Origin of the sequence: Microbacterium sp. T32 (assembly GCF_001619615.1) — a bacterium.
Taxonomy (GTDB): domain Bacteria; phylum Actinomycetota; class Actinomycetes; order Actinomycetales; family Microbacteriaceae; genus Microbacterium.
Genome location: NZ_LQQP01000005.1, coordinates 17,626 through 35,582, shown reverse-complemented (window position 1 = coordinate 35,582; position 17,957 = coordinate 17,626). Strand labels below are relative to the sequence as shown.

19 protein-coding genes are annotated in these 17,957 nt (G+C 69.2%); 7 read left to right on the top strand and 12 right to left on the bottom strand.

Going from position 1 to position 17,957, the window contains the following annotated elements; translation table 11 throughout:
• Window positions 1–35 precede the first annotated feature (35 nt).
• Genes AVW09_RS02300 through AVW09_RS02280 form a run of 5 tightly spaced genes read left to right on the top strand, consistent with a single transcriptional unit; the run spans window position 36 to window position 4,836 of the window.
• Window positions 36–1,295, top strand: coding sequence for a branched-chain amino acid ABC transporter permease (locus AVW09_RS02300; RefSeq protein ID WP_231901740.1), 1,260 nt, complete (start codon window positions 36–38; stop codon window positions 1,293–1,295).
• Window positions 1,296–1,306: 11 nt separating this feature from the next.
• Entirely contained in the window at window positions 1,307–2,287 is a 981-nt protein-coding gene (locus tag AVW09_RS02295) for a branched-chain amino acid ABC transporter permease (RefSeq protein ID WP_063256483.1), read from the top strand.
• Window positions 2,280–3,212, top strand: a complete 933-nt coding sequence (locus AVW09_RS02290) for an ABC transporter ATP-binding protein (protein ID WP_063256482.1) — start codon at window positions 2,280–2,282, stop codon at window positions 3,210–3,212. Before AVW09_RS02295 ends, AVW09_RS02290 begins: the two co-directional genes overlap by 8 nt.
• Window positions 3,212–3,994, top strand: coding sequence for an ABC transporter ATP-binding protein (locus AVW09_RS02285; RefSeq protein ID WP_063256481.1), 783 nt, complete (start codon window positions 3,212–3,214; stop codon window positions 3,992–3,994). Before AVW09_RS02290 ends, AVW09_RS02285 begins: the two co-directional genes overlap by 1 nt.
• Window positions 3,995–4,008: 14 nt before the next feature.
• A complete protein-coding gene (locus AVW09_RS02280; RefSeq protein ID WP_063256480.1) occupies window positions 4,009–4,836 on the top strand; it encodes a hypothetical protein in 828 nt (275 codons plus the stop codon).
• A gap of 213 nt (window positions 4,837–5,049) precedes the next feature.
• Here the strand turns inward: AVW09_RS02280 and AVW09_RS02275 are convergent, their stop codons facing one another.
• The 7 genes from AVW09_RS02275 to AVW09_RS02245 all read right to left on the bottom strand — a co-directional run bounded on the left by AVW09_RS02275 (window position 5,050) and on the right by AVW09_RS02245 (window position 12,493).
• Window positions 5,050–6,330 carry an ABC transporter substrate-binding protein gene (locus AVW09_RS02275; RefSeq protein ID WP_063256479.1) on the bottom strand — a complete coding sequence of 427 codons (1,281 nt, stop codon included), beginning with the start codon at window positions 6,328–6,330 and terminating at the stop codon, window positions 5,050–5,052.
• A gap of 137 nt (window positions 6,331–6,467) precedes the next feature.
• Window positions 6,468–7,406 (bottom strand): EamA family transporter RarD, encoded by a 939-nt coding sequence (gene rarD / locus AVW09_RS02270; protein ID WP_063256478.1) that lies wholly within the window; start codon window positions 7,404–7,406, stop codon window positions 6,468–6,470.
• Window positions 7,407–7,446: 40 nt separating this feature from the next.
• Window positions 7,447–8,820 (bottom strand): FAD-binding oxidoreductase, encoded by a 1,374-nt coding sequence (locus tag AVW09_RS02265; RefSeq protein ID WP_063256477.1) that lies wholly within the window; start codon window positions 8,818–8,820, stop codon window positions 7,447–7,449.
• Between the two features lie 118 nt (window positions 8,821–8,938).
• On the bottom strand, window positions 8,939–9,235 hold the full coding sequence (gene groES / locus AVW09_RS02260; RefSeq protein ID WP_022877322.1) for a co-chaperone GroES: 297 nt from the start codon (window positions 9,233–9,235) through the stop codon (window positions 8,939–8,941).
• 120 nt (window positions 9,236–9,355) lie between these two features.
• Window positions 9,356–10,432 (bottom strand): hypothetical protein, encoded by a 1,077-nt coding sequence (locus AVW09_RS02255; RefSeq protein ID WP_063256476.1) that lies wholly within the window; start codon window positions 10,430–10,432, stop codon window positions 9,356–9,358.
• A gap of 42 nt (window positions 10,433–10,474) precedes the next feature.
• Window positions 10,475–11,611 (bottom strand): hypothetical protein, encoded by a 1,137-nt coding sequence (locus AVW09_RS02250; protein ID WP_063256475.1) that lies wholly within the window; start codon window positions 11,609–11,611, stop codon window positions 10,475–10,477.
• A 39-nt stretch (window positions 11,612–11,650) separates the two neighbouring features.
• A complete protein-coding gene (locus AVW09_RS02245; RefSeq protein WP_063256474.1) occupies window positions 11,651–12,493 on the bottom strand; it encodes a putative toxin in 843 nt (280 codons plus the stop codon).
• 160 nt (window positions 12,494–12,653) lie between these two features.
• Here AVW09_RS02245 and AVW09_RS02240 point away from each other — a divergent pair, with 160 nt between their 5' ends.
• Window positions 12,654–13,844, top strand: coding sequence for a class I SAM-dependent methyltransferase (locus AVW09_RS02240; protein ID WP_063256473.1), 1,191 nt, complete (start codon window positions 12,654–12,656; stop codon window positions 13,842–13,844).
• 74 nt (window positions 13,845–13,918) lie between these two features.
• On the opposite strand, the gene AVW09_RS02235 is transcribed toward AVW09_RS02240, so the two are convergent.
• Entirely contained in the window at window positions 13,919–14,275 is a 357-nt protein-coding gene (locus tag AVW09_RS02235) for a MerR family DNA-binding transcriptional regulator (RefSeq protein WP_082822771.1), read from the bottom strand.
• Window positions 14,276–14,359: 84 nt separating this feature from the next.
• Here AVW09_RS02235 and AVW09_RS02230 point away from each other — a divergent pair, with 84 nt between their 5' ends.
• Window positions 14,360–15,226, top strand: a complete 867-nt coding sequence (locus AVW09_RS02230; RefSeq protein ID WP_063256471.1) for an alpha/beta hydrolase family esterase — start codon at window positions 14,360–14,362, stop codon at window positions 15,224–15,226.
• Here the strand turns inward: AVW09_RS02230 and AVW09_RS02225 are convergent.
• From AVW09_RS02225 to tsaB, 4 genes are read right to left on the bottom strand one after another with little or no spacing between them, the layout of a single operon-like run.
• Window positions 15,215–15,640, bottom strand: a complete 426-nt coding sequence (locus AVW09_RS02225; protein WP_063256470.1) for a hypothetical protein — start codon at window positions 15,638–15,640, stop codon at window positions 15,215–15,217. The two genes, AVW09_RS02230 and AVW09_RS02225, sit on opposite strands and share 12 nt — an antisense overlap.
• Window positions 15,637–16,740, bottom strand: a complete 1,104-nt coding sequence (gene tsaD / locus AVW09_RS02220) for a tRNA (adenosine(37)-N6)-threonylcarbamoyltransferase complex transferase subunit TsaD (RefSeq protein WP_063256544.1) — start codon at window positions 16,738–16,740, stop codon at window positions 15,637–15,639. Before tsaD ends, AVW09_RS02225 begins: the two co-directional genes overlap by 4 nt.
• Window positions 16,740–17,243, bottom strand: coding sequence for a ribosomal protein S18-alanine N-acetyltransferase (gene rimI, locus AVW09_RS02215; protein WP_063256469.1), 504 nt, complete (start codon window positions 17,241–17,243; stop codon window positions 16,740–16,742). Before rimI ends, tsaD begins: the two co-directional genes overlap by 1 nt.
• Window positions 17,243–17,875 (bottom strand): tRNA (adenosine(37)-N6)-threonylcarbamoyltransferase complex dimerization subunit type 1 TsaB, encoded by a 633-nt coding sequence (tsaB, locus tag AVW09_RS02210; protein ID WP_063256468.1) that lies wholly within the window; start codon window positions 17,873–17,875, stop codon window positions 17,243–17,245. Before tsaB ends, rimI begins: the two co-directional genes overlap by 1 nt.
• Window positions 17,876–17,957 lie beyond the last annotated feature (82 nt).

The following is a 17,957-nucleotide window of genomic DNA, read 5'->3' as shown; positions in this document are numbered from 1 at the left end:
TCCTTCTCGTCTCGCTTCTGGCGAGCGCGGTCGCGGTGCTGAGCCTTTTCCTCGCCTCACCTGCCCACGCGCAGACCACCCCCTCACCGGCGCCATCGGGGACACCCGGCGCAGTCGATGTCGCGACGCAGTTCACGATCGGCGGCATCATCCGCGCCGGTGACGAACCCGTCGAGGGTGTCGAGATCACGGTCGAGGGTTCCGGCTTCTCCGAGGTCGGCACCACAGGCGCGGACGGCCGGTGGTCGGTCGCCGTGCCCGGACCAGGTCAGTACACCGCGAAGCTCAACGTCGACTCGCTGCCCGACGGTGTCGCCCCGCGCGACCCCGACAACATCACGCGTGACGTGACGGTCGGCACGACGAACACCGTGAACGTCCTCTTCCCCACCGGCGAGGGCACCGCGGTCACCGGTTCGATCTGGGACACGATCTTCTCGCGCTTCATCTACGGCCTGAACTTCGGCCTGCTGCTCGCCCTCGCGGCGATCGGCATCTCGCTGATCTTCGGCACGACCGGCGTGAACAACTTCGCGCACGGCGAGATGCTGACCTTCGGCGCGATCATCTTCTACGTCTTCACCGCGATGGGCTGGAACCTGCTTCTCGCGGTCCTGCTCACCGTGGCCCTGTCCGCGGCGCTCGGATGGACGCAGGATGCCGTGCTGTTCAAACCCCTCCGTAAACGCGGGGTGGGGTTGGTCCAGGTGCTCATCGTGACGATCGGTCTGTCGATCGTGCTGCGCTACCTGTACCTGTACTTCTTCGACGGCGGCACCCGGAACATCGACACGGGCATCACCGACAACGTCACGATCGGTCCCGTGACCATCACGCTCACGTCCCTCATCAGCATGGGCGTCAGCGTCGTCATGCTCGCGGCGGTCGCGTACTTCCTGACCCGCACCCGGATCGGAAAGGCCACGCGCGCGGTCAGCGACAATGCGTCGCTCGCCGCCGCCTCCGGCATCAACGTCGACCGCGTGATCCGGATCGTGTGGGTCCTGGCGGGAGCGCTCACGGGCCTCTCGGGCGTCCTCTACGGCCTGTACCGCGGAGTCACGTGGGACATGGGCTTCGCGATCCTGCTGCTGCTGTTCGCGGCCGTGACCCTCGGCGGCCTCGGCAGCGCATTCGGCGCTCTCGTCGGCTCGCTGATCATCGGCATCATCACGGAACTGTCCACCATCGTCATCCCCCCGGACCTTCGGTACGCGGTGGCGTTGATCGTGCTCATCGGCGTGCTGCTGTTCCGGCCGCAAGGTGTTCTCGGTCGTAAAGAGCGGATCGGCTGAGGAAGAACGACATGGACTGGCTTTCGATCATCAACAACGCCGCGGGCGAGCTCATCAGCCCGACCACCGCGGCCTACGCCCTCGCCGCCATCGGCCTGAGCGTCCACTTCGGCTACGCGGGCCTGCTCAACTTCGGTCAGGCCGGCTTCATGGCGGTCGGCGCCTACGCCTTCGCCATCGCGACCCTGTCGTTCTCGGCCCCCGTGTGGCTCGCAATCCTCGTCGCGATCGTCGCATCGGTGCTGTTCGCGTTCCTCCTCGGCATCCCGACCCTGCGTCTGCGAGCCGACTACCTCGCGATCGTGACCATTGCCGCGGCCGAGATCGTGCGATACGTCGTCTCGACCGTCGGACTCACCGACATCACCGGCGGTTCGCAGGGCCTCAACGGCTACAACCGCGAGTTCCAGAACCTCAACCCGCTGCCCGGTGGCACCTACGGCATCGGGCCGTGGACCTACTCGGCGAACGACTGGTGGGTGCGGGTGTTCGGCTGGGGTCTCGTGATCCTCGCGACCCTGCTGGTCTGGCTGCTCATGCGCAGCCCGTGGGGCCGCGTCGTCAAGGGCATCCGGGAAGACGAGGATGCCGTGCGCAGCCTCGGCAAGAACGTCTACTCGTACAAGATGCAGGCGCTCGTCCTGGGTGGTGTCATGGGCGGTCTCGCCGGCGTCGTCTTCATCCTCCCCCGGGCCGTCCAGCCCGGGAACTACGGCACTGCGCTGACGTTCTTCATCTGGACCGCTCTCCTCCTCGGCGGCGCGGCGACCCTGCTCGGCCCCATCGTGGGTGCCGCGCTCTTCTGGGTGCTGCTGTCGCTGTCGAACGGCATCATCGTGGGCCTGCGCGACGTCGGGATCCTGGGCTTCATGAGCTCGACCCAGACCGGCCAGGTGCGCTTCATCCTCGTCGGGATCGGGCTGATGCTCCTGGTCATCTTCCGGCCACAGGGCATCTTCGGTAACAAGAAGGAGCTGTCGTTCAATGTCTGACACGACCGTCACCCACCCGCTGGTGAAGGGCGAGGTCGGCCCCGGTTGCGCGAAGGTCGACCCGATCGTCGTCGCCGACGGAGTCACGCGGCAGTTCGGCGGCCTCAAGGCCGTCGATGTCGAGCACCTCGAGATCCCGCGCGGGCAGATCACCGCCCTCATCGGCCCCAACGGCGCCGGTAAGACCACGCTGTTCAACCTCCTGACCGGATTCGACAAGCCGAACACCGGCCGCTGGAGCTTCGAAGGATCGAACCTCGCGAGCGTCCCCGCGTTCAAGGTGTCGCGAAAGGGCATGGTCCGCACGTTCCAGCTGACGAAGTCGCTGGGCCGCCTGTCGGTGCTGCAGAACATGCTTCTCGGCGCGCGCGACCAGAAGGGCGAGAACATCTTCCGCGCCCTGATCCCCTCGTTCTGGCGCTCGCAGGAGAAGGCCAACACCGAACGCGCCGACGACCTGCTGCGGCGCTTCAAGCTGGATGCCAAGCGCGAGGACTTCGCGGCCTCGCTCTCGGGCGGCCAGCGCAAGCTCCTCGAGATGGCGCGTGCTCTCATGAGCGACCCGAAGCTGGTCATGCTCGACGAGCCCATGGCCGGCGTGAACCCGGCCCTGACGCAGAGCCTGCTCGGCCACATCCTCGACCTGAAGAAGGAGGGGATGACGGTCCTCTTCGTCGAGCACGACATGCACATGGTCCGCCACATCTCGGACTGGGTCGTCGTGATGGCGGAGGGACGCGTCGTCGCCGAGGGCCCGCCCGAGACCGTGATGAGCGACCATGCCGTCATCGATGCCTACCTCGGCGCGCACCACGACACCGATCTCGGCGACATGACGACGTCGCAGATGGAGACCATCCAGGCCGAGGCCGCCGCCGAAGCCGAAGCCGACCTCGTCGCCGACGAGAAGGACGGAAAGCTCTGATGACCGACACCGCAACCGCCACCCGCACCGCGGTGCTGCGCACCGACGATCTCGTCGCCGGTTATCTGCCGGGGGTGAACATCCTCAACGGCTGCACCGTGGATGCCTACCAGGGCGACTTGATCGGCATCATCGGCCCCAACGGCGCCGGCAAGTCGACGCTGCTGAAGGCCATCTTCGGGCAGGTGAAGATCCGCGGCGGAGCCGTCCTGCTCAACGGCGAGGACATCACCTCGCTCAAGGCCGACAAGCTCGTCGGCAAGGGCGTGGGCATGGTGCCCCAGAACAACAACGTGTTCCCGAGCCTCTCGATCGAGGAGAACCTCGAGATGGGGCTCTTCCAGCGCCCCAAGGTGTTCGCGGAGCGCTTCGAGTTCGTCAGCGGCCTGTTCCCCGAACTCGCCAAGCGGCGGCGTCAGCGCGCCGGCTCGCTCTCCGGCGGTGAGCGCCAGATGGTCGCCATGGGCCGCGCGCTCATGATGGACCCGTCCGTGCTGCTCCTCGACGAGCCGTCCGCCGGCCTGTCACCCGTGCGCCAGGACGAGACGTTCCTCCGCGTCGCGGAGATCAACCGTGCCGGCGTGACGATCATCATGGTCGAGCAGAATGCCCGCCGCTGCCTGCAGATCTGCCACCGGGCCTACGTGCTCGACCAGGGCAAGGATGCCTACACGGGCACCGGACGCGACCTGCTCAACGATCCTCGCGTCATCGAGCTGTACCTGGGCACGCTGGCGGCCGATGAGGACGCCAAGCGCGACGCACGGGAGACAGAAGCCTGATCCGCTCGCGTCCCGTGGGGGCGACGCTCACCCTGGTGGGTGTCGCCCTCGCGGGATGCTCGGCGGACGCTCCCCCGGCGGTCCCCGCGGGCGTGAGCGTGTCCGTCATCCAACAACGCGGCGACATCGCTCCCGGACGCCTCCAGCTGCGGATCGACAACGGCTCCGCGGAGACGCTCACCGTCACCGCCGCGACCCTGACATGGGCCGGCCTGTCCGAGCCCGCGGCCTGGGCCGCGCGGCGAACGGAGACGATCGCCGCCGGCCGCGTCGTCGACCTCCCGGTCCCCCTCCCCGCGCTCCGCTGCGCATCGGACGGTGAGTCGGCGTCCGCGACGCTCGAGGTCGAGACCGCCGGCGGCGCGAGGAGCATGGATGTCGCCGCGGATGACCCGCTCGGCATCCTGCCGCGTCTGAACGCGACACAATGCGACCGCGACGCGTTGGCGGCCGTCGCGGGCATCGAGGCGACCGCGGCGTCCGCGCGCGGCGATGGCACGGCCGACCTCACGATCTCGATCACGCCGACCGCTGCGGGCAGCGGCGGCGTCGAACTGGTCGCGCTGCGCGGCACGCCCCTGCTGCACTTCGCGCGGGGCGAGGAGGCGACGCTCGACACGACCGTGTCCGCGGGCGATGCCCCGTCGACACTCACCGTCGCGGTCACACCGCGCCGCTGCGATCCGCACGCGATCGCGGAGGACAAGGTCGGGACGCTCTTCGACCTCGTCGCCCGCGTGGACGGCCGCGAGGTCGTCGTGTCGCTCCCGCGGCCGCAGTCGGTCGCGGACGCTCTGCTGGCGTTCACGGCCGCCGCGTGCGGCCTCACGCCCACCCCCTGACCCGGCGCCCTCCCCCGACCCCTCAGCCCCACGCCGCTCCGCTCGACCCGGCGCCGCCCCGCCCGGTGCCGCCAGCGTGCGCCGAGACTTCATTTCGCTGACATCTCCCCTGCGCACTGCAAGGGAGATGTCAGCCAGATGCGGTCTCGCGGGGCTCAGCGCACGAAGAAGGGCCCGGATGCCATGGCATCCGGGCCCTTCGATCGGGTCAGGTCACTCGTTGAGCGAGCCGAACTCCGTGTTCAGCAGGGTGTACTTGTTGTCGGCGCCGTACTGGTAGATACCGATGTACGCCTCGGTCGGGTCACCGTTCTCGTCGAACGTGATCGGGCCGGAGACACCGTCATAGTCGACGTCCTTGCCGTCGTTGATCAGCTTGAGGCAGTCCGCGAACGTCGTGCACTTCTCGCCGCCCTCGCTGACCGACTGCAGGTTGTCACGGATGGCCGTGCCCGAGTCGTCCTTGGCCTGGGCCGCCGCGAGCGCCGCGACGATGACCGCGTCGTACGACTCCGGCGCGTAGCTGAAGTCGGTGAGCGAGGGGTCGACCTCCTTCAGACGCGACTGGAACGACGTGTCGGCGGGGTTGCCGGGCAGCGTTCCCTTGGCGCCCTGGAGGGTGCCGGCCTGGAACTCGTACGAGTTGGACAGGTTGCCGTCGACGAAGTAGACCTTCGAGCCCGGGAAGCCCTGCGTGTTGACGAGCTGCGGGATGATCGAGGAGGTCTCCTCGAACGCGATCACGGCGATGGCGTCGGGCTTGGCCGCGAGCAGCTGGTCGACCTGCGACGTGAACACCGTGTCACCCGGGTTGTAGGGGACCGCGACCGAGACCTCGCCGCCGGCGGCCTCGATGGCCTTGGTGGCGTTGTCCTTCAGACCGGTGCCGTACGGGTCGTTGATGTAGATGATGCCGACGTTCGCCGCTCCGTCACCGACCATGAGGTTACCGAGCACGCGGCCCTGGAGGACGTCCGAGGGAGCGGTGCGCCAGTAGTAGCCGTCATCGGCGTACGTGGTGAAGTCGGGCGACGTGTTGGCCGGAGAGATCTGGACGATGCCCGCGTTGACCAGCTGGTCGACGAACGTGAACGACACACCCGACGAGGCGGCACCGATGACGACGTCGGCACCGGCATCGACGAGCTCGGTCGCCGACTGCGTGGCGATGTCGGTCGTCGTGTCACCCGAGTCGCGCTCGGTGAGCTTGGTCGTGAAGGGGAACGCGTCGCCCTCGGCTTCGATGTCCTTGATCGCGAGCTTCACGCCGGCGACCTCGGGCGGGCCGAGGAAGGCGAGGTTTCCGGTGGCGGGAAGGATGGTGCCGACGCTGAAGGTTCCGTCGGACTTCGACACGGCGCCCCCGCCGGACGATGCGCTGGGCGCGGCGTCGCCGCCACCGCCGGCGCAACCGGCGAGAACGAGCGCGCTGGCACCGACCAGGGCGATGCCGCCGAGGACCTTGCCGGCACGCGTGCGCGTGAAGACGCTCATAGTGCTCCTTGCTGTGGATGAACGTTCGACGGCACAGGGGTGCCGTCTGGTGTCCTAAACCTAATGGCCCCCACGTTTTCGCCGTGTTGCCGTTCGTTAACGATGTGGGTCGCCCAGGTCACAGCGGGATAACGCCCCTAGACGGGTTCGGAGACATCCGATACGGACGCACGACGACGACGAGCCGCGAGGAGGGAATCCACACTCAGGACCACGAGCGCCACCCAGACCAGACCGAAGCCGATCCATCGCTCGAGCGTCATCGGTTCGTGGAGGAGCCACACGCCGATCGCGAACTGGATGATCGGCGCGACGAATTGGATCAGCCCCATCACCGTCAGCGGCGCGCGGCGCGCCCCGGCGGCGAACAGCAGGAGAGGAATCGCCGTGACGGCCCCCGCCGCGAGGAGCCGCACCGTGTGCAGCGCTCCGTTCGCGCCCATCGTCAGGCCCGATGTGACCCCCACGACGATGAGCTGGACCGCGGCGACGGGGAGCAGCCAGAGCGACTCGAGCGTCAGGCCGCTGACGGCATCCACCGAGGGTCCGATCTGTTTCTTGACCAGGCCGTAGACCCCGAACGACACCGCGAGCGTGAGCGCGATCCACGGGAAGCTTCCGTACCCGACCATGATCACGATGACCGCGGCGACGGCCAGACCGATCGCGATCCATTGGACGGGACGCAGGCGCTCACGCAGAACCGTCACACCGAGCAGCACGGTCACGATGGGGTTGATGAAGTAGCCGAGGCTCGTCTCGATGACATGCCCCGTCAGTGCTCCGTAGACGTAGGTCTGCCAATTGACGTAGATGAGCAGGCCGGCCAGAGCGGTGAGTCCGAGGAGGCGCGGCTGGCGGACGATGACGAGGAACGGATGCCACGCCCGCAACACCGTGAGCAGGAGCAGACAGAACACCAGCGAAAGCGCGATGCGCCACGCGACGATCTCGAACGGGCCCGTCGGTGACAGCTGCAGGAAGTACAGCGGCAGGACTCCCCACAGCAAATACGCGCAGAAGGCGAACAGGCCGCCGCGGACGGCTCCCGAGGCGGGCGGTGGGGCGGGGGTCACCCGTTCAGCCTAGGTCTCGGCGAGGTCCCCCACACACGCCTCAGAGCTTCCGCCCCGGGTTCAGGATGCCGCGGGGGTCGAAGACGCGCTTGATCTCGCGCTGCAGGCCCCGCAGGCGCGCCGACAGCTCGCCGTCCACGTCGTCGAGCTTGAGCGTGCCGACGCCGTGCTCCCCCGCGACCGTGCCGCCGAGGCTCTGCGCGAGGCGCAGGAGCTCGGCGGCGGCGCGGTGGGCGGCTGGCGTCGCGATCGGATCGGACCCGTCGTAGACCACCGTGGGGTGGAGATTGCCGTCGCCGACGTGCCCCGCGAGGCTGATCTCGGCGCCGGTCTCGCGAGCGATGCGCTCGGCTTCCTTCGCGAACGCGGCGAGCCGCGACCGCGGCACGGCGAGGTCGCCGTGCGTGGCATCCCCCCACAGCACCTGGAGTCCCGGGTTCAACGCGCGACGGGCGGCGAGGAGGTCGTCGAGCCGTTCCTCGTCGTCGGCACGCTCGATCGACACCGCCCCGTGGTCGGCGAAGATCGCGGAGAAGTGATCGAGATCGTGGTCGCCGCCCTCGAGGGAGTCGGTGACCGCGAGGAGCCAGGAGCGCGCATCCGGGTCGAGAGGGATATCGGGACGGGCGATCCGGATGCCGCGCAGCGCGGTGTCGTCGAGGAACTCGAGCGTCGAGGGGAGACGCGAGCCGGAGGTGATCGCGGCCGCCGCGGCAAGCGCTGCGGCGGTCGAGGGGAACAGCCCGAGGACACCGCGGGCCGGGCCCGGCGCCGGAAGGAGGCGGAGCGTCGCCTCCGTGACCACGGCCAGCGTCCCTTCCGACCCGACGACGAGGCTCGTGAGGTCGAGCCCCGCGACACCCTTCACGGTCGCGGGCCGCGTGCGCTCGATCGAGCCGTCGGCCAGGACCACCTGCAGCGACAGCACGGCATCCCGGGTCACCCCGTACCGGATGCAGCGCATGCCGCCGGCGTTCGTCGCGATCGTCCCGCCGATCGTGGCCCACTCGGCCGAGGCCGGATCCGGCGCGTAGAAGAGCCCGCGGGCCGCGGCGGCGCGCTGGAGGTCGGCGACGATGACCCCCGGCTGCACGACAGCGATGCCCTCGGCGGCGTCGATGGCCAGGATGGCATCCATCGAGGTCAGGTCGAGGAGGATCGCGCCCTCGATCGCGGCGGATCCGCCGACGAGGCCCGTGCGCGCACCCTGCGGGACCACGGGGGTCCCGGTCTCGTTCGCCACCCGGAGGACGGCGGCGACCTCCTCTGCGCTGCGCGGCCGCGCGACCAGCGCGGCGCGCGGCGCCGGATGCCGCGAGGAGTCGGTCGCCTGCGCCGCGACGAGGGCCGGGTCGTCGATGATGCGTCCGGCGGGGAGCGTCTCACTCAGGCGCGCGGCCAGATTCGCGGTCATCCACCCAGCGTATTCGGGCATGCGTGTCGCGGCCGGGCGACCGGTCACGGGGCGTAAGCGGGCAAACGAAAACCCCGGATGCCGAGGCATCCGGGGTTCCGAGGAAATCGCAGCGCGATCAGCGAACGACCACCGCGAGGACGTCGCGCGCCGAGAGCACGAGGTACTCCTCGGCGCCGAACTTGACCTCGGTGCCGCCGTACTTGCTGTACAGAACGCGGTCGCCGACGGTGACGTCGAGGGGGACACGGTTGCCGTTGTCGTCGATACGGCCGGGTCCGACGGCGACGACCTCGCCCTCCTGCGGCTTCTCCTTGGCGGTGTCGGGGATGACGAGACCACTCGCGGTGGTCTGCTCAGCCTCGACCTGCTTGATGACGATGCGGTCCTCGAGCGGCTTGATGGAAACCGACACGGTCTACCTCTTCTTTCTCGTTACAGAAGACTTGTCAGCACTCACGCCAGGAGAGTGCTAATCCGAGTGTAGAGAAGCGCTGGCACTCACGCAACGCGAGTGCCAACACGAGATCCGCTGTCACCCATCGGCATTCCGCAGTGCCCCGGGGGCTGTCTCGGCGTCGATGAGGTGTTCGTTGTAGTCGGACACGTCTTCGGGGCCGCGCCCGTCGGGGCGTGTACACCGGTACTCCGCAGGAATAAGCGTGGGTGGCAGACCGGTGCTCGGCGCGGGAAGCTCAGCGGCTTCGAGGAACAACGCGTCACCGAACCGTTCCGCCCCCGGCAGATACGGGGCGAGAACGTCCGCGTACTCCGGGCCGTACCATCCCCACCACGGCGCACTCGGATGCAACCCCGACCAATGATGGAAGTTCACCGGCGCATGAGCCGTCGACCGGCCCGTCAACAACAGCCCCGTGCCAGACCATCTCCACCCGCTGGACACGACCGCGTTGGCGTAAACCACCGGCGAGCGCTGCGCCACCTCCACAAACAGCTGCTTCACCAACCGACGCCACCCCGGCTCGTCGACAGGGTGCCGCCGAGCGCGCAGCTGGAGATAACCGAACGGAAGGGTGGGATCAGCAAGAACGGAACCCTCAAAAAAGGGTTGCGACGTCGTGAAGTTCACCGAACCGTCCTCGGCACGTACTACCCCAAGAAATGCGTTCGGAGCGTCCGATGCGAACGTGTACTGCAGTGGCCAGGTCACCCCGTAGCGGCGTGGGAGCGCCTCCGGGAGGAACTTGGCCGCCTGATCCAGGAACGCCACCAGCGCCGTCTCCGTATCCCGCGCCCGCAGCCACCACCGGACGGTGACAACGTCCACGTCCTCCTGCCGCGGCGGACGCGGAACCTTCCGCAACCCCGCAGCCGACCACGCCTCCTCCGTCTGCGGATCCCACACACCACCCCGATGCGCCCTCGCCACCCGCTTCACCCACGCCCACACCGGCACCGCCGCCGCCGCATCCACATTCACCAAATACACCACCGACGCCCCCAACACCCGCGCCGCCACCTCCACCGGCACATCCTCCGGCTCCACCACCAACGGCCCATCCACCGTCAACCCCCACGACCCCCGAACCGCCCCCAGCACCTGCCCCATCGGCACCGCAGCGGGCAGATAAATCTCCACCTCATACGACACGACGCTGATAACTCCTTCCCGGCCCCCACCGGATCTGCACGATCAGTCCGCGATGTTCTTCTCGTACCAACGGTCACTGAAATCGCAGACCTCGGGCGCACCGAACACGTAGACATCGACGGTCTCGACGTCGTCGATGAACCACCCGATTCGAACAACACCGAAATCCGTGTTCACGAGGACGTGGTCTTCGTCATCCTTCGGCGCCGTCTCCACAACGCTCATGAGCGCCTTCCCCAGTGGTCCGGAGAGCTCACCCCCGAGCTTCCTGTTCAGAGCCCGCAGGAACCGTTTCCCCTCCCCGAGGTCGAACGACGCCGACCATTCCCTGGCATCCGCGTTCAGCTCCGGGACAGGCCGAGATTCGACGGCACGCAAAATCTCCGCGCGTGCTTTCGAGTACTTCTTCTCTCGGAGCGCGGACGCCCTCGCCGCGCGATGAACCTCCCACGGCATCACGAGAGTGCCCCCGGCTGCCGCCAGATGGTCCGCGATCGAGGGGACGCCGACGCCCCCTCCCGCATCAGAAAAGGCCTCATCGGGAAAGAGCGCGCGGACGCGCGCAGCCGCCTCGGGCGGATCCTCGATCATCGACCACGGTCGACGGGTGGTCCGCACGAGCACCCCACCCCGGGAGGTGGTCCGGCCCCCCTCGATCTCTCTAAGACCAGGCATTCTCGTCACGAAGGCAGGCCCGAAGTAGTTCAACCAGAACACACCCGGGAGGCAGTACATGATCCGCACAGACGTGGGGAGGGTGCTCACCAGGCCGTAGGCGGCATTCGACGCGACGGCGAGCGCCTCAAAGAACTCGACCACCCGCTCAATACGGTCCCCCGAACCCACACCGGTCTCGGACCACTCCTGCTCGATTTCATGACCGGTCAGGATGAAGTCTCCCTCTCTGCCTGCCCTCCCCACGTAGCTGCCGCGACCAGGGAAGAGACCGATCTGCCCGAAATATCGCGTCCCGTCACCATCTCGCCACTCGGTCAACCATCGAATAGGGAGGCCGTGCTTCGCAACGGTTTCCTCAAATGATCCCTGAACAGCGATGCGCGCCGGGTCCCCACCCACCCGCGCAGGGCGGAACTCCGGGTACGCATCGAAGACCCGCGCGACCTCCCGCGCCTCATCCATCGAGAAATCCGCGTACGAGACAAGGGAGAGAAAAATCATCCACGAGCTACTCAAGCTTGCTTCTCCTGCTTCTTCAATTTACGGGAAGGGGATGGGGAAGATCTTGATGTCTCCTGCCGTTATCGCCCGAATGAGGGGATCCGACAGGTTCGTCGCATTGGGCGCTCCACGGACGTAAAGATGAACGACGATTTTCGGATCCTGCTTCTTGGCCCAGGTGACGTAGTCGCGAAGCTGTTTGGTATAGGACAACTTACTAACGTTCTTCACCTCTGTGAGTGTCGTAGCGGTGAGTCCATCGGGTATTCTTGGCAGCCCCTCCATATCGATCGGAGGTTTGGTGGGCTTGATACCGATGTCGACGGCGTTACGAACTGCCTCTTCCCCGGCTTGACCAAGACGCACTGGCCCCGGCCCACCGCAACTGGACTGGGACGCAAGCGACGAGGCCGCTACACGGAAGCCCGCCCCGACCCCGCAAGCCACGGCGACCGAGCTGTACTTCTCGATCGTCCGGAGCGCGCTCTGGTGCTTGGCGAAGAACTCGACGATCTGCGGCACGAGCTTGCCGAGGAGGGCGATGGCCTTCCCCGCTTGGAAGATCTTGCCGATCGGGAGGAACCCGATCAGCCCCATGGCGCAGGCTCCGAGGTCGCCCTTGGTGACGCAGTTGACGATGTCGGTGATCCCGAAGAAGTCGAGGAGCAGCTGGCCACCGATGCTGATGATGTACTGCGCGAGATCGCCGCTGCCGAGACTCTGGCGAGCCGCCGTCAACTCGTCGACGGCCGCTTGCCCGCCCGCTGCCCGTGCGGCCGCGATTTCCGCCTCCGACGGGGTGGAGGAGGTCGTATCGACCGCGCGACGCGACATGTAGTTCGCTTCGTCTTCCTCCTGCTGCTTGACCGCGGCGAACTGCAAGGAGAACTGCGTGACCTACAACCGAGGACAAGTGCCAACGCGACAGTGCTGGGCCAGCTGACGTCAACCTTCGGATGACAACGATTCCCCGGCGCCGGCGTTACGGGCGCTGGGGAATCGTGCGCGCTGCCTCCCTCGCCAGGCCACCTAGGCTGGCTCGGTGGAGATCGCCGAGCTGACCGCCCTGCTCACCCCCGAGGGGCTGACCCTGCTCGACGAGGTGGGTCCGCTCACCACGACCGACGAGGCCGCGCGCGCGGTGTCGCGACTGCGCGCCGCCGGCCACTCGCCCGATCTCGTCGCCGCCGTCGTGAGCCAGGCCCGGCTGCGCGTCAAGGCCGGGGCGAAGTTCGGTCCGTTCGCCGACCGCATGCTTTTCACGCGAGCGGGACTGGAACAGGCGACGCGACTGCCGATCGCGGCGCGGCACGCGGGACGCTTCCGTGCCGCGGGCATCACGTCGGTGGCCGACCTCGGCTGCGGTATCGGCGGCGACGCTCTGGGCCTCGCGGGCCTCGACATTCGGGTGCACGCCGTCGACGCCGACGAGGTCACGGCCGCGATCGCCGCGTACAACCTCGCACCCTTCGGCGACGCCGTCACCGTGGCGCACGGGCGCGCGGAGGACGCCGACCTCGGCCGAGTGGATGCCGTGTGGCTCGACCCCGCGCGGCGCACCGCCGGGCACGGCGACACGCGGCGCGTGTCGGCCGACCAGTGGTCGCCGTCGCTGGACTGGGTCTTCGGGCTGCTGCGGGAGCGTCCGGGCGGAGTGAAGCTCGGGCCGGCGTTCGACCGCGAACTGATCCCGGACGACGTCGAGGCGCAGTGGATCAGCGCCGACGGCTCCACGATCGAGCTCGTCCTGTGGGCGGGGAGCCTGGCGCGCCAGGGCGTCCGCCGCGCCGCGCTCGTCGTGCGCGGCGACGACGCCTGGGAGCTCACCGCTCCAGCCGACGCCCCCGACGCCGAACCCCGCGAACTCGGCGCCTTCGTGCACGAGCCCGACGGCGCCGTGATCCGCGCGCGGCTCATCGGGGAGGTCGCTCGTTCCCTGGATGCCGGGATGCTGGCGCCGGGCATCGCCTACCTGACCTCGGACGCGGCGCTCACCAGCCCCTTCGTCTCGTCGTTCCGCGTGCGCGAGGAGCTCCCCGCGGACACGAAGAAGCTCGCTCGGGCGCTGCGGGAGCGAAACATCGGAACGCTCGAGATCAAGAAGCGCGGCGTGGACATCGACCCCGCCGTGCTGCGGACGCGGCTGTCGTTGCGCGGCGACGAGTCGGCGACGCTGCTCATGACGCGGGTCGAGGGGCGCCGCGTCGCGCTGCTCGCCGACCGCGTGCGCTGAGGCAGGGGGTCAGGCCGCGGCACCCGCTGGCGCGCGGGTCAGGCCGCGGCGCGCGGCGCGTGCGGCCTCGCGGCTCAGGCCGCCGCACCCGCGGCGCGTGCCGCAAGGAACTCGTCGATGCGGCTCCGCGTCTCGACGAGCGTCTCGATGCGCTCGCTCAGGTCCGCGCGGACGCGATCCAACTGTGCGTAGAGCTCGTCGTGAGCCCCGGCGGGCGCATCACCGGTGCACGCGAGCACCGACGTGACGATCTCGCGCGGGAAGTCCATTCCGAACAGCATGTGGATGACGATGGCTCGCTCGACCGCGACCTGGTCGTAGCGGCGGTACCCGTTGGATTCGCGCTCGGAGGCGATGAGCCCGAGCTGCTCGTAGTAGCGCAGCGAGCGCGGGCTCACGCCGCTGCGCCGGCTGACCTCGCCGATCCTCATGAATCCCGCCTTGACCTTGACACGATGTCAATCTATACGCTCTCCCACGCCATCGGGCAGAGGGCCGCGGGGCGGGAGGGAATCATGAACGCGCGAGTCGAGGCCGGTGGCCGCACCCGGACATTCGTCGTGGTCGGCGACCCGGAGGGCCCGGCGGGTCGCCCTCTCGTCCTCGTCTTCCACGGGTCGAAGCAGACCGGCGAGAGCCACCGGCGTTTCACGGGTCATTCGCTCGACACCCTCGCCGCGGAGGGCCGCACCGTCGTCGCCTACCTCGACGGGTACCGGAGCAATTGGAACGACGCCCGGGTCCAGAGTTCCTTCCCGGCCCGACGCGAGAACGTCGATGACATCGCCTTCGCCCGCGAGGTCGTGTCGTCGCTCGCCGAGAGCCACGGGATCGACACCGGGTCCGTCGTCGCGGTCGGCTTCTCCAACGGCGGCCAGATGGTCATCCGGCTCCTCCACGAGGCCGGGGAGCTCCTCGCCGGCGCCGTGATCGTGGCCGCGACCATGCCCGAGCGCGAGAACTTCAGCGCGGAATTCTCCTCGCGAACCGACCATCCGGTCCCCGTGGCGATCGTGGCGGGCACGGCCGACCCGATCATCCCGTTCGAGGGCGGACGGATGTCGTGGTGGGTGCGGAAGGTCTTCTCGATCGACGGGCGGACGCTCTCGGCGGTCGCGACGGCGGAGTACTTCGCCCGGCGGAACGAAATCACGGTCGCGCCGCAGCGGAGCGAGCCCGCGGCATCCGCGAAAGTCCCGGTGGAGACCCTCGCCTATCGCGAGCCCGGGCGGCCACCCGTGACCCTCTCCATCGTCCACGGGGGCGGTCACACGGTGCCGGGGCCGGCCGTCGGGCCGCGCGTCGGACGCACCGCGGAGCATCCCGGCATCCGGGACATCGTGTCGGAGGTGCTCGGAGAGCTGCGCGGGTTACACCGGTGACAGCTGCGGCAGCGCCCACAGCAGCCACCCGACGCTGAAGATCACTGAGAGCACCGCGAGGGCGAGCGCCCAGATCGCCACGCGGCGGCTGTCGTGCGCGCGGCGCAGCGAGATGATCGACATGACGATCGCGATCACACCGAGCGGCAACAGGACACCCGCGAACAGCGACGCGATCAGAGCGGCGATCGCGACGGCCAGGGCCCACGGGGCGACGGACGGCGGCGCGACCGGTACCGGCGGGCTCCACGGCACGACGTGCTCGCCGAACGCCGCGCGCTCGAGCTGCGCCGTGGGCAGGCGGTGGTCGTCGAACGCGTCGCCCGCCGCGATCTGCTCCGCGGCCGTGGGGGCTGCCTCGGCCTCGGTCGCCTTGAGCGCGCGCCGACTCGGCGGGGGCTGCGTCTCGCTCACGAGGCCGCCCGGGCGGGGAGCGGCGCCGGGAACATGGCATCCGGATCCTCCGCCACCTGGATCTCGGTGACCGGAAGCGTGGAGTCGGCGCCGAAGGCGAGCGTCGACGGGCGACGACCCGAGGAGATGAGCTCGGCGGCGAGCGCGGCGATCATGGCGCCGTTGTCGGTGCAGAGCCGCAGCGGCGGGATGCGCACGGCGACGCCCGCCGCGGCGGCGCGTTCGAGGGCGACGTCGCGCAGACGCTTGTTGGCGATCACTCCCCCGCCGAGCAGCAGGCGCGGCACCCCGTAGCGCTCGCACGCGTCGAGGGCTTTGGTGACCAGCACGTCGACGACGGCCTCGCGGAACGACGCCGCGACATCGGCGACCGGCACCGGCTGCCCCGCCGCCTCGTGCTGCTCGACCCACCGGGCGACGGCGGTCTTGAGGCCCGAGAACGAGAAGTCGTAGCGGTGGGATGCCATGTCGGAAGCGCGCGAGAGCCCGCGGGGGAAGCGGATTGCGGTCGGATCGCCCGACGCCGCGGCGCGATCGATCTCGGGGCCGCCGGGATACGGCAGCTTCAGCAGCCGCGCGACCTTGTCGAACGCCTCGCCGGCCGCGTCGTCCATGGTCTCGCCGAGCAGTTCGACGTCGCTGGTGAGGTCGCGGACGAGGAGCAGAGACGTGTGACCGCCGCTCACGAGCAGCGCGACCGTCGGGTACTCCAGTTCGCCGGCGTCGTCGTCGAGGATGTCGGCGGCGATATGGCCGACGAGGTGGTTCACGGCGTACAGCGGCTTGTCGAGGGCGACCGCGAGGCCCTTGGCCGCGCCGACGCCGACCATCAGGGCACCGGCCAGGCCGGGGCCGCTCGTGACGGCGACGGCGTCGATCTCGTCCAGGGTCACACCGGCCTCGGCGAGCGCCGCGTCGATCGACGGCTGCAGCGCCTCGAGGTGAGCCCGGGCTGCGACCTCGGGCACGACGCCGCCGTAGCGCGCGTGCTCGTCCATGCTCGAGGCGATCGTGTTGCTCAGCAGCTGCCGACCGCGGACGATCCCGATCCCGGTCTCGTCGCAGCTGGTCTCGATGCCGAGCACGAGGGGCGCGTCCATCAGCACCATCCCTTTCCGGTCGTCGCGGCGTCGTCGGGTGTGCGTCGAGCCGCCCACGCCCGCAGGTCGAGCTGCATGACGATCGCATCGACGTCGTCGGGCTGGTAGTACCGCGGGCGTCGGCCGACCTCGGCGAATCCCTCCGACGCGTACAGCGCCTGCGCGACGGGGTTGTCGGCGCGCACCTCGAGGAACACGTCGTGCACGCCGCGGCGCTCGGCTTCCTCCAGCAGTTCGGTCAGCAGAGCGCGGCCGCGGCCGCGTCCGCGCGCGGTCTCGGCGATCGTGATGGTCTGGATGTCGGCATCCTTCGCCCCGCGGACGGCGCGCAGCCCCGCGTAGCCGACGAGACGGCCGGCCTCTTCGACGACGACGTACCAGCCGTGCGGCGACGCGAGCTCTTCGCGCATCATCGCCGGGCTCCACGCGTCGGTCGGGAACGACGCGTGTTCGAGAGCCATGATCGCGTCGAGGTCGTCGAGCGTCGCGGTGCGGGTGGGCATCAGCTCACCCGCTTCGGGGCGTGGGCGGCGACGACGTCGGGGCTGCGGAGATACAGCGGCTCGGAGTCGGCGAGTTCACGACCGGCGTCGAGCGCGCGGGCCGCGGCGAGCGCGACCATCGCGGCCGAGACGCTCGTCGCGTCATGACGCAGGGCTCCGACTTCGGCGAGACGGGCGTCGAGGTCGTCGCGGGGGCTGAGCGTGGCATCCATGATCCGGATCGGGAGGCCGTCGTCGTCGATGCCGTCGTAGACGCTGTACGCGAATTCTTTGCGGCGGGCGTCGGTGACGACGGCGAAGCGCGGGGTCTCGGTGCCGGTGAGGGCGTCGGAGAGCAGGATGCCGAGCGCGATGCCGTCGTGACTCGGCACGGGCACGGCCGGGATGCCACGCCCCCGCGCGAACGCGCGTGCGGTGGCGATGCCGACGCGAAGACCCGTGAACGGCCCCGGGCCCATGCCGATCGCGACGTGCGTCGGGGCGGGTGCCGCCTGGGCAGCGCGGCGGAGCAGGTCGCCGATGACTTCGGCGTGCCCGAGGGCGTTGGCGCTCTGCTCGTCGGCGAGCACTTCCCCGTCGCGCGCGATGGCCGCCACCGCGGTGCCGAGGGAGGTGTCGATGCCGATGATCACCGTTCCAGGGTATCCGGGGCGTCCGACGTCGGTGCCGTCGGCGGCGGGTCGGGGTACCTCGTCCCCTTTCTGGCGGGGCATG

Excerpts from the sequence above, each read along its gene's own strand:
- rimI (WP_063256469.1), bottom strand. The coding sequence starts at position 17,243 with ATGCCCACCCGCACCGCGACGCTCGACGACCTCGACGCGATCATGGCT.
- AVW09_RS02230 (WP_063256471.1), top strand. The coding sequence starts at position 14,360 with ATGAACGCGCGAGTCGAGGCCGGTGGCCGCACCCGGACATTCGTCGTG.
- AVW09_RS02295 (WP_063256483.1), top strand. The coding sequence starts at position 1,307 with ATGGACTGGCTTTCGATCATCAACAACGCCGCGGGCGAGCTCATCAGC.
- AVW09_RS02285 (WP_063256481.1), top strand. The coding sequence starts at position 3,212 with ATGACCGACACCGCAACCGCCACCCGCACCGCGGTGCTGCGCACCGAC.
- AVW09_RS02275 (WP_063256479.1), bottom strand. The coding sequence starts at position 6,330 with ATGAGCGTCTTCACGCGCACGCGTGCCGGCAAGGTCCTCGGCGGCATC.
- AVW09_RS02235 (WP_082822771.1), bottom strand. The coding sequence starts at position 14,275 with ATGAGGATCGGCGAGGTCAGCCGGCGCAGCGGCGTGAGCCCGCGCTCG.
- AVW09_RS02250 (WP_063256475.1), bottom strand. The coding sequence starts at position 11,611 with ATGATTTTTCTCTCCCTTGTCTCGTACGCGGATTTCTCGATGGATGAG.
- AVW09_RS02265 (WP_063256477.1), bottom strand. The coding sequence starts at position 8,820 with ATGACCGCGAATCTGGCCGCGCGCCTGAGTGAGACGCTCCCCGCCGGA.
- tsaD (WP_063256544.1), bottom strand. The coding sequence starts at position 16,740 with ATGGACGCGCCCCTCGTGCTCGGCATCGAGACCAGCTGCGACGAGACC.
- AVW09_RS02290 (WP_063256482.1), top strand. The coding sequence starts at position 2,280 with ATGTCTGACACGACCGTCACCCACCCGCTGGTGAAGGGCGAGGTCGGC.